This is a genomic window from Kamptonema formosum PCC 6407, assembly GCF_000332155.1.
GTDB classification, from domain to species: Bacteria; Cyanobacteriota; Cyanobacteriia; order Cyanobacteriales; family Microcoleaceae; genus Kamptonema; species Kamptonema formosum.
On record NZ_KB235904.1, the window covers coordinates 2,443,281 to 2,456,369 of the forward strand.

Sequence of the window (13,089 nt, forward strand, 5' to 3'; positions counted from 1 at the left end):
CTGGCTGGAGATTCTATTATGCCTTCAACTGCCTTTAGCTCTAGAAAACTCCCCCTTCGCTTTGTTTTAGTAGGGCCATTTTTACTGCAAATTTTTGCGGCGGTAGGGTTAACGGGATGGCTATCATTACGCAACGGACAGAAAGCCGTTAACGATGTCGCTACTCAGTTACGGAGTGAAATTAGCAATCGCATTGAGCAAAACCTACATACTTATCTTGCTAGCGCTCATCAAGTGAATCAAAGCCTCGCAGCTACTATCAATCTTAATTTGTTGGATGTGCAGAATCAAAATGGGTTGGAGCGTTATTTTTGGCATCAGCTTCAAGTGTTTGAATCAGTAAATGCTATTTATTTTGGCAATCCTCTTGGAGGACTTGCTTTAGTTCAGCGTCATGAAGATGATAAATTATTTATTCGCGCAACAGAAGGGTTTGTTAGTGGTAAATTCTTCTGGTACTCTACAGATAGTTTTGGCAATCGCAAAAAGCTGGAAAAAGTCACACCTGTTTTTGACGCGCGAACTCGACCCTGGTATAAAGCAGCACTTGCAGCAAGAAAACCCACATGGAGCGCTCCTTTTCTGGTATTTGGAAGGAATAATTTGGGAATTACTGCTAGCCAGCCCGTCTACAACTCAACTGGTAAATTGATAGGAGTTTTAGGTACGCAGCTACTTGATAGTGAAACCCGTGACTTTCTAAATAGTTTAAAAATTGGTAAGTCTGGAAAGACATTTATCATGGAACGTTCGGGACTAATTGTGGCTTCTTCAACCTCGGAAAAGCCATTTTTAGTTAGTAAAGATGGTAAGGTCGATCGGATGAAAGCGACTGAAAGTAGCGTACCTTTGATTCGGGTTTCCTCCCAATATTTAATAGATAATTTTGGCTTGAGTAAAATTAATACTAACCAACAACTCACATTTAACTTAGGCGGCAAACAGCAATTTCTACAGGTAACACCATTTAAAGACGGTCGGGGTATTGACTGGTTAATTGTAGTCGCAGTCCCCGAAGCCGACTTCATGGATCAAATTAATGCTAACACCCGCACTACTATTTTCCTGTGCTTTTTAGCATTACTTATGGCTGCAACTATCGGGATTTTTACCTCTGGCTGGATAGCAGAGCCCATTCTGCGTTTGAGGAATGCCAGCCAAGCTATAGCAAGTGGGAAATTAAATCAAAAAGTAGAGATTGAAGGGATTGGGGAATTAGATATTTTAGCTGAGTCATTCAACCTAATGGCACAGCAATTACAAGAGTCTTTTACTGCTCTAGAAAACACGAACGAAGAGTTAGAACAGCGAGTTAATGAACGGACGGCTGCACTGCGAGAAAGCGAAGCACTGCTCAACCAAACCCAGCGGATAGCAAAAGTGGGTGGCTGGGAAATGAATTTAGAGACTCAAGAATTGACTTGGACAGAGGAAGTTTACCACATCTACGAAGTTGATTTAGATTTCCAGTTAACTCCTGAAAGCGTAATGGCTTTCTATCCATCGGAGTCCATAGAGATTTTGGAAAAAGCTAGTTTGCAAGCGATGGCAAATAAAGAGCCTTTTGATGTAGAGTTGCAGTTCGTCACCGCAATAAAAAATCAGCGGTGGGTTCACGTTCTCGGTCAACCTCACTACAAAAATGATATTCCTTTCAAATTGAAAGGAACTTTTCAAGACATTACAGACCGCAAAAATGCAGAAGTTACACTGCAAGAAGCTAAACTAGCCGCTGATGCTGCCAATCAAGCTAAAAGCGAATTTCTTGCTAATATGAGCCACGAACTACGAACCCCTCTCAATGGCATTTTAGGTTATGCTCAAATCCTCCAGCGAGATAGTAGTTTAACTCCAAAGCAACTTGCAGAAATTAACATCATTTACAAGTGTGGTTCGCACTTGCTTACTCTGATTAATGATATTTTAGACCTCTCCAAAATTGAAGCTAGAAAAATGGAACTGTATCCCAGCAGTTTCTATTTTCTAGGATTTCTTCAAGTGGTCAGTGAAATCTGCCGCATTAAAGCCGAACAAAAAGGCATTTCTTTTATTTGCAACTTTGACGCTGCACTCCCTTATGTTGTTGAAGCTGATGAAAAACGTTTGCGGCAAGTGCTGGTAAATCTCCTGGGGAACGCTGTCAAATTTACAGATGCAGGTGCAGTCACCTTTAAAGTTGCAGTCGTAGACTTAATATCTGTGGAATCAACCACAAGTACCCTCACAAATATTAATACAATTCGCTTTCAAATAGAAGATACTGGTGTGGGAATGACTAGCGAACAAATGCAGAAAATATTTCAGCCGTTTGAACAGGTAGGTGATACTCGCCGCATGGTAGAAGGAACTGGTTTAGGATTAGCAATTAGTTTAAAAATTATTGAAATGATGGGGAGTAGCATTAAAGTCGCCAGTAAGTCCCAAGCTGGTAGTCAATTCTGGTTTGATTTAGCTTTACCTTCTAGTGGGGAAGCAGAGACTTTACTAACAACAGAGCCCACACAAACAATACTGGGCTTTACAGGCGACAAGCGCAAAATTTTAATAGTAGACGATCGCTGGGAAAATCGCTCTGTCATTGTTAATTTACTCAAGCCAATTGGCTTTATAGTTGCCGAAGCTGCTAATGGCCTTGAAGGTTTAGATCGAGTTCGCGAGTTAAGCCCAGATGTAATAATCACGGATTTGGTGATGCCAAAAATGGATGGTTTCCAATTAGTGCGGCGCTTGCGCGAATCCCCTGAATTTAGAGAGATCGTAGTAATTGTTTCTTCAGCTTCAGTATTTGAAACTGACCAATACAATAGTTTGGATGCTGGAGCTGATGCTTTTCTGCCTAAACCTGTACAAATTTCTGATTTGTTTGGATTGTTGGAGCAGTTTTTAGGGATATCCTGGCTGTACAGAGATTCAGTTGAATTGCCCTCTCCTACTGCCAAAACTATTAAAGAAAATTTGGCTCTATCACCAACGGTGATTATCGTTCCTCCACCCTCAGAAAAAATTGATATTTTGTACGATTTAATCATGAAAGGCAATTTAAAAGAGATTTTAAAACAAGCCGAGAATTTAAAAGCTTTGGACGCAAATTTTATTCCCTTTGCCGATCGGTTGTGCGAATTTGCTAAAAAGTTTCAAGAAAAACAGTTAAAGTCTTTTATTAGTCAATACACGCAAAAGGATTAATTAAATTTGTTAACTGTTAACTGTTAACCGTCTACTTAACATTTGAGAGGGATCTCGATCGCAAACTCCGAACCTTGTCCCAATACCGAATTACACCGCAACTTACCTCCGTGTTTCTCTACTACAATTTGGTAACTAATAGATAAGCCCAAACCTGTACCTTTACCGACTGGTTTAGTAGTAAAAAATGGGTCAAATAAGCGGTGGCTTACTTCCTCAGTCATCCCCTGACCGTTATCGGCAATACGGATGCTAATTACACTTTCTTCTACCAACTCTGTGCGAATCAAAATCATCGGCCCGCCTCTTACTGCAAAAGAAGATAAGCCTGATTCATCAAAATACGATCTGCATTCTTTTTGCCGATAAAATTCTTCCAAAGCATCAATAGCATTACTCAGAAGGTTCATAAATACCTGATTTAGCTGTCCGGCATAGCATTCTACTTTAGGTAAATTGCCATATTTTTTAATTATCTGAATCTCAGGAATATCAGATCTAGTTCGCAGCCTATTTTGCAAAATTAGCAGGGTATTTTCAATGCCTTCGTGAATATCAACAGGTTTCTTTTCTGATTCATCTAGTCGCGAGAAGTTTCGTAAACTGAGAACTATTTCCCGAATTCTATCTGCTCCCATCTTCATCGAAGATAAGATTTTTAGTAAATCTTCGCTGAGAAAATCTAACTCGATTGCCTCTGTTTGTTGTTGAATTTCTAGTGCTGGCTGGGGATAGTATTTTTGGTAGAGGCGAACTAAATTTAAGACATCTTTGATATACTGAGTGGCGTAAGTGAGATTGCCGTAAATGAAGCTAATAGGATTGTTAATTTCATGGGCAACACCAGCTACCATTTGACCCAGAGAAGACATCTTTTCTGTATGAATTAGTTGAGATTGGGTTTGTCTGAGTTCCTTAAGAGCAAGTTCGAGCTGTTGAGCTTTTTGCTGGGCAATTGCTTCGGACTCTCTCAAAGAATCTTCTGCTTGTTTGCGATCGCTAATATCTTTTAGTGTACCCGTCATCCGCAGTGGTTTAGGAGATTTGAACTTAATAGCTTCTTGCTGATTTTCTCCAACTTCGGACATGGCTTCAAACTCATCACAAGTCACTACTTTACCGTGATTTAAAACCCATTTCCACTCCCCAGATTTTGTTAGCATTCGGTGTTCGGTTTCAAAAAAAGGCGTACTACCTGCTAAATGTTGTTTGAGAATTTGAATCACTTTCGGTCTATCTTCTGAATGCACGAGATGAAACCACGCTCTCGCTTCTCCGTTAATTTCATCCGCAGCATAGCCTAAAATCTGGCTCCACTGAGCGCTAAAATAAACTTCTCCCGTTACTAAATTCCAATCCCACAATCCTTGGTCGGTTCCTGCTAAAGCTAGCTGCAAGCGCTCTTCGCTTGCTTGCAGGGATGCCATTAATTCACTGCGTTCTACTTCCGCCTGTTTGTGTTCTGTAATATCAAAAATTGCTCCATTTAGCCATGAAACCTTTCCCAACCCATCAAAAATAGCTTGACCTTTATCGTAAACCCACCTGATATTACCGTCTTTATGTAATAGCCGATACTCGATAATATATGGTTGTTTCAAATCGACGGCTTTCTGAACTGTATCCTGTACTATTTCTCGATCTTCGGGAAGAATAAGGCTGGCAAAAGATTGCGTCCTACTATTAATAAAGTTTTTTGCTCGAAAGCCGCTAATAGCTTGTATGCCGTCACTCAGGAAAGCCATCGTTCGGTGAGGGTCGCACGCACACCTATAGACGGCTCCCGGAATGTTAGAAACTAGAGAGCTAAACTCTTCTTGCCTTGCTTGTAAAGCCTTTTCTGCTAGTTTGCGATCGGTGATATCCCGCGCAAAGGCACAATGATATTCTTTACCATTAAATTGCAGGTGATTGATGGTAATTTCGACAGGAAAAATCCGATTATGTTTAGTACGATGATGGGCTTCAATATTAACTGAACCGCAGCGCCTCATCACATTCCAGTGTAAATTCCACGCGGTTTCGGGAAAGTCTGGGTTGATGTCGTGAAAAGTCATTGTCAACAGCTCTTCTGGTGAATAACCAAGGGTGCGGGAAGCAGCATCATTGACGTATAATAATTTGGCATCGGAGCCGATCCAAAATACGGCATCGGCAGAACAATCAACGGAAAATTGGGTTAGTTGTAAGGTTTCTTCAGCGCGTTTGCGATCGGCAATTTCTTTTTGCAGTTGTTCATTGAGCCAGGTAAGTGCGGCCGTGCGATCGCTAACTCGCTGTTCTAATTCTGCATTCAAAACTCGAATTGCTTCTTCTGCTTCTTCATGTTCTTGAATTTTCTTTGCTAGAGCAAGGTTTGTCGCTTCTAACTGAGATGGACTTGACAGGGCCAAGGCTTTGGGGATCAGCGGTATCATCAATCCGGCTGTGGATAGGGAAATGACGGCTGTTAAAGCTTTCAGGGAGCCAGAGAGCCAGTAGGCAGGATACCACAGGGTCAGAATTTCCATGATATGTCCTGTAGCGCAGGCGATAATGAAGGCTCCGAATAACAGGAACATCCAGTTAAATGGTAAATCTCGCCGTTTTTGGACAAAATAGAGGAGTAGCAGCGGAATTGAATAGTATGCTACTGCTATCAGCAAATCTGAGATGACGTGCAGCCAGATTAATCCGGGATTCCACAGATAGCATCTTCCGTGAGGCATAAAATCTACTGACAAAAAACTTTTTAATAGTTGCTGCATAAAGTTCTTTTCATAAGACATAACCGCAAAACCCCATGGACTTTAGTCAAGGAAGGAAAGAAGCAGCAGGGTTGCTTACTTCCAGGTTTGTTCCTGTTGAGGAACTAAATTTAATTATCCTATTTTTTATATTAAAATGTTTATAGTTTTATGTATTTTATCAACGTTTTATAGCAACTGCCAAGGCGGTTTAAGAGGGGCTCTGGCGCAGGGGCTAGGGGCTAGGGAAGACGGAAGAAGGGTTTAGAATCAGGGTTTTAAATTTAGAATGTCTTAACTGCCTTGGCAACTGCTATAATTAGCAATTAGCCAGTTCTGATACAACTGAAAATGACTTAATTATAGCAACCGCTTTCGTCGGTTAAGACGTTCTGAGTTCGACCAAACTCACTGATTCTATTCCCTTCTTCCCCTTCTTTCCTCTTCTTTCCCTTCTTCCCCTTCTTCCCCTTCTTCCCCCTTCTTTCCCTTCTTCCCCTTCTTCCCCTTCTTCCCCCTTCTTTCCCTTCTTCCCCTAGCCCCTAGCCCCTAACCCCTAACCCCTTCTTTCCCTAGCCCCTAGCCCCTAACCGCTGAAAGCGGTTGCTATCTTTCCGCCGCACTGGAATGGCGATCGCAAAGGTAGCGCCACAGCCAGGTTCTGAGATGCACTTGAAAACGCCACCGTGCTTCTGGACAATAATCTGATAACTGATAGACAAGCCTAAACCAGTACCTTTACCCACCGGTTTTGTGGTAAAGAAAGGGTCAAATATCCGACGGCGCACCTCCTGGGACATTCCTGGACCATTATCGGTAATCCAAATTAGCACAAATTCAGGATTGGGGAGTTTTGAGTCCTCAGTCCCCAGTTCCCCGTCTGTAGTCAATTCCGGGTAAGAACTCGGAGCGATCGCCAAATCCTCAACCCTATTTTCCCAGTCCCCAATCCCTACTTCCGTGCGAATCGTAATCAAGCCAGGGGAAGGTTGAGTATCCAGAACGTCGATCGCATTGACCAGGACATTCATAAACACCTGATTTAACTGACCGGGGAAACAATCAACTTTAGGCAAATGACCGTACTCCTTAATCACTGCGATCGCGGGTTTTCCCGGCTTTTCTCGCAGCCTGTTCTGTAAAATCAACAGCGTACTATCAATACCTTCGTGAATATCTACAGGCTTCATCTCAGCTTCATCAAGCCGAGAAAAATTTCGTAAACTCTGGACAATTTCGCGGATACGCTCTGCTCCTAGCCTCATGGAATCGAGAATTTTGGGCAAATCTTCTAGTAGGAAATCAAGTTCGATCTCGTCAATAACTGTTTGAATTTCAGGTATAGGATCGGGATAATACTGCTGGTAAAGACCGACAATTTGCTGCATCTCTGCAAAATAGGAATAAGCATGGGAGATATTGCCATAAATGAAATTGACAGGATTATTAATTTCGTGAGCGACACCTGCAACCAACTGACCGAGGCTAGACATTTTTTCAGTTTGAATGAGCTGAGATTGAGTCTGTTTTAGTTCTCGCAAAGCCTCTTTTAACTGCTCATTTTTCTCTGTTAGTCGCACTTCCGATTGTCGCAGGGCCAAATTTTGCTCCGATAATTCCTGAGTGCGTTCCTCAACTCGGCATTCTAACTCAGCTTTTGCCTGTTGCAAAGCAGCTTCAGCACGTTTGCGCTCAGAGATGTCAGTGCAAACGCCTACTAATCCTAAGCGATTGCCAGTATCATCAAAAATGCAGTCAACACGTAACAAAGTTGGTACGATCGCACCAGATTTAGTTCTGAGTTCGATTTCACCGCTCCAACAACCAGTATCGTTAATAATTTGATAGACCTCAGAGCCTACTTCTGGAGTGAGGTAGAGCGCAATTGGGCCGCCAATGGCATTGAGTTCATCGACTGTGTAACCAAACAAGTCGATGAAAGCTTGGTTGTGATAAATTGATTGGTTATCGGCGTCAGTTATTCTGATTGCACTACCAGTGAGTGCGATCGCATAACTATAGCGCAATAATTTTTCTTGCAACATTTTGCGCTGCGTAGCATCGCGAGTTACTTTCGAGAAGCCGCGCAACATTCCAGCTTCATCCCTCAGCGAAGTAATCGCAACATTTGCCCAAAATCTAGATCCATCTTTTCGTAATCGCCAGCCTTCTTGTTGAAAATGACCCTCAGCTAAGACTATTTCTAAGAACTCTTCAGGTTTCCCCAAACGGACTGCTTCTTCTTCGTAAAAACAAGAGAAATACTGACACATAATTTCCTCTGCCTTGAAGCCAGTAATTCTTTCTGCACCGCTGTTCCAACTAACAACTTTGCCTTCAGGATCGAGCATCACCAGAGCATAATCTTGGACACCTTCAACTAATAAACGAAAGCGTTCTTGACTTTCGCGCAATTGTGCTGTCCGCCGGCTAACTCGCAGTTCCAGTTCGGCATTAAGTTGAGAAATTTGTGCTTGAGCCGCCGTGCGATCGCGAATTTCTTGTGCTAGTTTTTCATTAGCCGCCTCTAACTGTGGGGGACTAGGAATACTCAGAGCTTGCGGCATCAGCGGTAACAGCGATACAGCAGTATAAACTGAGATTATAGCAGTAATAAATTTAACTGCTGACCTCCAAAGCAAGTCCCAGAGCACGTCTGAAAATTGGCTGGAAAAATTTACCGGCTCAATTTCCGATGAAGCAGCTTTTTTGGAAGCTTTAGAATATGGACGCGCTTTTCGTCAAGCCGATCGACCTCTTGATGAAGGCGATGAACGATCGTGAAATATTTACTCGACACCGATCGCATTAGTTTCCTACAGCGACGTTCAGGCTTAGAATTTACTCGTTTGACGGCTCGAATGAGTCAACACTCACCATCGGATTTTGCTTTATCGGTTGTGAGTTTTCACGAACAAGTTCTTGGCGCACACGATTTCATCAATCGTGCTAAAACAAATACCGAAACCCTTCGCGGATATACTTTATTGTTAGAAATCCTTCAAGGTTTTGCACAAGCTCCCGTTTTCCCTTTCGATCCAGTTGCGATCGCAATCTTTGAGCAAATGCGGTCGCAACGGGTTCGCGTATCTACAATGGATTTGAGAATTGCAGCGATCGCCATATCTCGTAACTTGGTGTTATTGACTAGAAACTTTAGCGATTTTAGCAAAATTCCAGGTTTGAAAATAGAAGATTGGACGGTATAGCGTAAGTAGGAACTTCTTTGCGTGTTTGTAGGATGGCGATGCGCCTGCGGTGAGACTCCCCTAAAACAATCCCAACTCGGCAAAACCTAGTTATGATAGATGCGATCGCATAAAGATAGCGATCGCCTATCTTTGCTAGAATAGCCTCCAGAAGTTTAATCCTAAAGGAAATAGCTTAATGGCAATTATTGTTACTCTCAGCCCAGAATTAGAAGCGCAACTCCGCGATCGCGCTATTCGGAAAGGTCAAGATGTCAATCTCCTGGCATCTGAATTGCTAACTAACTTCCTAGAGTGGGAAGCGCAAGACTCAGAAGAAGCGATCGAGGCTATTCAGCAAGGATTAGAGAATTTTGCCGCAGGTCAGTTCCGGTCTTTTGATGAATCCAAAGGCATGACATCAGAATTATCCAGAGGGCAATTTACCGAAACTTTACCCGAATAATCAGTTAAGGTGACATCATCTTTGTAATGGCGGGGAGTTTCCATTAACAATTGCCAAGCTTCACCCGCAGTCAGTAAATTCATCCGGCCAGGATAGTGAATTTCTATCAACTCTTGAACTAGAGGATAATAGTCTGAGTTGAGACTAGGGAAAATATGATGTTCCGTGTGATAGGAAAAGTTAAAGTGCAACAGATCGACAATTTTAGGAACCCGGAGAGAAAGACTATTGATCAACGGATCGTTAATACTCGTCATCCGGCAAATCAGGTGATTCGTGTAAATATAAAACATGATTCCTGAATGACCAATTGCTAGCGGTAGAAAGTAACCAAGAGCAAGTTTGAGCGGATGAAAGTCTAGATAGAATAATATGCTGAAATGCAGGCCAAAAATTGCCAGTAATTCAAGGGCAATCGTCCATCTATCTTTTTCACTGACTGTAAAAGCAGCCGGCACATAATCAACTGACTTATTATTAAACAACAGGATCGAAGAGAGGTTAGAAAAATTATGAAATAACCACGAACCAGCCATCCCAATTATGAAAAACCAAACTGGATTGAAGTCAAGGGATGGGACAAAGAAATCTTGAATCTTTTTTCCCCAAGTATTAGGTTGTTCGTAAAGGTAATTGCGGTCGGGATCTGCCACAGAATTTGTTTGACTGTGATGTACAATGTTGTGTAGAGTTTTCCACTGAGTCGGGGGCATAAACAACATTGCAAATCCTAGAAAACTAATGATATAACTCAGTCTAGACTTTTTCTGAACGCTACCGTGCATGAAGTCATGGGAGATAAATGACATAGCTACGATACTATTACCCATAATCAAAGCTAAAGGTAAATAAAGCCATAAAAGATAGATAGGCCACTGGTTTAAACGATCGGCAATTCCCCAACCTAATAGTAAAATGCCCATATTAATTAACAATATGACTAACTTACTAGAATCTGGTTGAAAAGCTGCTGGTGGCAGCAAAGGACGCAATTTTTTAGCATACACCGATTGGTGAATCAGCATTCCGGTGTCTACAGTATCATTCAATTTTTCTGACTGCATTGTGTAATTCCTAAATCTTGAGCATACAGCTCTGAATTATTTTATAATAGCACTTCTGTGAATTATATCATATTGGGTAAAGAAATGAAAAAAATCAAGTTTAATTATATCCTTATAAATATGTCGTTGTAAATATGTCATCATAAATATGTCATTGTCAATATGTCATTATAAATTATGCCATCGTCAATATGTCATTGCGAAAAGCCGAAGCCGCGAGCGAAGCGTGGCGGGAAGCGAAGCAATCGCAAAGCCTTGAGATTGCTTCGCTTCGCTCGCAATGACAAGGAAGATCAGCTCGCAATGACACGGAATATTAGCTCGCAATGACAGGGAATATAGTAGTTTTCAATTGGATAGGTATTGCTTTTAATTACCAATTACCAATTAGCCATTAGCGATTAGCCATTAGCCATTACCAATTACCAATTACCAATTACAGTTAACAGTTAACAGTTAACAATTACAAAGAGAAAGAGGGCGCAAAGCACGCCCTAATTGCGTTATTAAATCGGTTCTATTCTAACCATTACCCAACACCCAATTTACCAAAGTCCGAACTCCAAAACCAGTTGCACCAGCACTGTTATAACCATTTTCCTTGTCAGTCCAAACTGGCCCAGCAATGTCTAAGTGAACCCAAGGAGTATCCTTAACAAATTGCTTCAAAAACAGTGCCGCCGTAATCGAACCGCCGGGACGTGGCCCCGTATTTTTCATATCAGCGTGCAAAGCTTTCAAACCTTCAAAATACTTCTCTTCCAAAGGCATTCGCCAGAATTTTTCTCCGGCAAGTTCAGAGGCAGTAGCAAATTGAGCAGCAACCTTATCATCAGGACTCCATAAACCAGCAATATCATCACCCAAAGCAATGATACAAGCACCTGTTAAAGTAGCAAGATCGACAATGGCATCTAATCCCAACTTATCAGCATATACCAAAGCATCTGCTAAAGTTAAACGCCCTTCAGCATCGGTATTGTTAACTTCAATAGTCTTACCATTAGAAGCTGTCAAAATGTCTCCAGGGTGCATGGCTTTGCCACTGATCATATTTTCAGTGACGGCACTAATAAAGTGAACTTCGACATCTGGCTTTAAATGTCCGATCGCTTTGGCTGCACCTAAAGTAGCAGCAGCGCCACCCATGTCTACTTTCATCATTTCAATACCGCCAGCAGCTTTAATATTCAAGCCACCAGAATCGAAGGTTAAGCCTTTACCAACGATCGCAACTTTCCGCCGAGGTGTTCCCTCCGGTTTGTAAATCATGTGAATGAATTTAGGCGGCAAGTCGGATGCTAAAGCAACTCCCAAAAATGCTCCCATGCCTAGTTTTTCGCAGTCTTCCCGCTCTAATATTTCTAAAGCTAGGCCGCATTCAGAGGCTAGAGATTGAGCAGTCTCGGCCATCGTTATCGGCGTGACAGAATTAGCGGGTGCGGCTACCAATTCCCGTGCTAGAATCACTCCAGCAGAGATTTGATAGGCGCGGGTAATGGCGGCTTCAGTGCCACCTAAACCTAGCAAGTCTATTCGCTCGATCGCAGGCCCTTTGTCGTCAGGTTCGGACTTGAATCGGAGATCTTGATATAAAGCTAGTTCTATGCCTTCTGCGATCGCCTGCACTGTAGCATCCCGTCCATCCTCTAAGGCGGGAAAGCTAATTCCCAAGGTTTTGCATTTTTCCTTTTTGGCCAGTCTAGCAGTGGCGGCAGCGGCGCGGCGCAAAGTTTCTAATTTTAGTTCTTCTGGTTTACCCAAACCAACGATGATGATTTTGCGGATCTGACTGTGACTACCAACGCGAGCGATCGCACTGCTGCCAGTTGTACCTTTAAATTCTACCTCATCAATGAGTTCTTTTAAAGTACCAGCTAGCTTTTCATCTAGTTTTACGAGTTCATCGGTTAATTCTACCGCTTCCTCGAATAAACCAATAGCAAGAGCGTCTCCCGTCCATTCCAAGCGGGCTGTATCAGTGGGTTGAAATTCCATGTTCCAATTTTTAGATTTAGATTTTAGATTTTAGATTGTACTTTGTAGATGGTGGTTTAGTTGTTTATCAAGAGTTAGGCATTACTTGGGTAACGCCGCCTCTGGGGGGTTGATTCATTCTCCCGAAAGCCACCAGGGAATAAATTCCCTCTCTCATTACTGAAGTCGGTTGAAACCGACTGAAATACTAGGTCTGTAGTCGTCTTCAGACGACTTAAACTATCAGACAGGGGTTTTTAACCCCTGGCGGACTATAGCTTTAAAACAATGAATCAGCCCTAACCTTTGGGGGGTTGTCGATCGCCGCCCAGAGGCGGCGTTATAGCAACCGCTTTCGTCAGTTAGGACACTCGCTCATCGCTGAAGCCTTGATTCTATTCCCCTCTTCCCCTAGCCCCTAGCCCCTAGCCCCTAGCCCCTAACCGCCCTGGCGGTTGCTATACAATCTCGGATTTAGTCCT

7 protein-coding genes are annotated in these 13,089 nt (G+C 42.5%); 3 read left to right on the forward strand and 4 right to left on the reverse strand.

Translation table 11 applies throughout. The features are described from left to right. Nucleotides 1-18 precede the first annotated feature (18 nt). Nucleotides 19-3,186 carry an ATP-binding protein gene (locus tag OSCIL6407_RS0127825; protein ID WP_007357145.1) on the forward strand — a complete coding sequence of 1,056 codons (3,168 nt, stop codon included), beginning with the start codon at nucleotides 19-21 and terminating at the stop codon, nucleotides 3,184-3,186. A 35-nt stretch (nucleotides 3,187-3,221) separates the two neighbouring features. Here the strand turns inward: OSCIL6407_RS0127825 and OSCIL6407_RS0127830 are convergent, their stop codons facing one another. Both OSCIL6407_RS0127830 and OSCIL6407_RS0127835 read right to left on the reverse strand, forming a co-directional pair. Beyond that, a complete protein-coding gene (locus tag OSCIL6407_RS0127830; RefSeq protein ID WP_007357146.1) occupies nucleotides 3,222-5,933 on the reverse strand; it encodes a PAS domain-containing protein in 2,712 nt (903 codons plus the stop codon). A gap of 551 nt (nucleotides 5,934-6,484) precedes the next feature. Continuing rightward, nucleotides 6,485-8,566 (reverse strand): PAS domain-containing sensor histidine kinase, encoded by a 2,082-nt coding sequence (locus OSCIL6407_RS0127835; RefSeq protein WP_019487940.1) that lies wholly within the window; start codon nucleotides 8,564-8,566, stop codon nucleotides 6,485-6,487. A gap of 126 nt (nucleotides 8,567-8,692) precedes the next feature. On the opposite strand from OSCIL6407_RS0127835, the gene OSCIL6407_RS0127840 reads away from it, so the two are divergent. Continuing rightward, entirely contained in the window at nucleotides 8,693-9,121 is a 429-nt protein-coding gene (locus OSCIL6407_RS0127840; protein WP_007356244.1) for a type II toxin-antitoxin system VapC family toxin, read from the forward strand. Nucleotides 9,122-9,299: 178 nt separating this feature from the next. Next, nucleotides 9,300-9,566, forward strand: a complete 267-nt coding sequence (locus OSCIL6407_RS0127845) for a hypothetical protein (protein ID WP_007356243.1) — start codon at nucleotides 9,300-9,302, stop codon at nucleotides 9,564-9,566. Here OSCIL6407_RS0127845 and OSCIL6407_RS0127850 read toward each other — a convergent pair. Beyond that, entirely contained in the window at nucleotides 9,485-10,630 is a 1,146-nt protein-coding gene (locus tag OSCIL6407_RS0127850) for a fatty acid desaturase family protein (RefSeq protein ID WP_007356242.1), read from the reverse strand. The two genes, OSCIL6407_RS0127845 and OSCIL6407_RS0127850, sit on opposite strands and share 82 nt — an antisense overlap. A 522-nt stretch (nucleotides 10,631-11,152) precedes the next feature. Then, on the reverse strand, nucleotides 11,153-12,628 hold the full coding sequence (locus OSCIL6407_RS0127855) for a leucyl aminopeptidase (RefSeq protein ID WP_007356241.1): 1,476 nt from the start codon (nucleotides 12,626-12,628) through the stop codon (nucleotides 11,153-11,155). Nucleotides 12,629-13,089: the final 461 nt, after the last annotated feature.